The sequence below is a fragment of the Wolbachia endosymbiont of Drosophila incompta genome, from assembly GCF_001758565.1.
GTDB classification, from domain to species: Bacteria; Pseudomonadota; Alphaproteobacteria; order Rickettsiales; family Anaplasmataceae; genus Wolbachia; species Wolbachia pipientis.
Window position 1 is genome coordinate 513,296 of sequence record NZ_CP011148.1, and the last position, 386, is coordinate 513,681.

Genomic DNA, 386 nt, shown 5'->3' on the forward strand with positions numbered 1-386 from the left:
GTGCTGAGTGTAAATTATCCGGAATAAATATTCTATTTATTTTGTGCTCTTTAACAAACTTTGCAACTTCAACTTTTATTCGGTCTAATGTTAGCTTCTTTGCCAATGTTTCATCTTGTTTTGCAAAGATAAGCGACTTTTCTTGGATTTCTTTTAAGTTAATTATTTTATTGTAGTCAATGAGTACGGTTTTAACTCCAAAGTTATTAAACATCTCGTAGATATTTTGAGATAGCCCAAGCTCATGTGCTTCTTCCGTTTTCAACAAACCAACAACTATGTCATTATTTACTGTATTTTCTGCCGTCAAGACAGTTGACGCTGGTTCTTCTTTTCTGGTTACATGTTGAGATGCCGGTTTTTCACTAACGCCAGCATAAGTAATA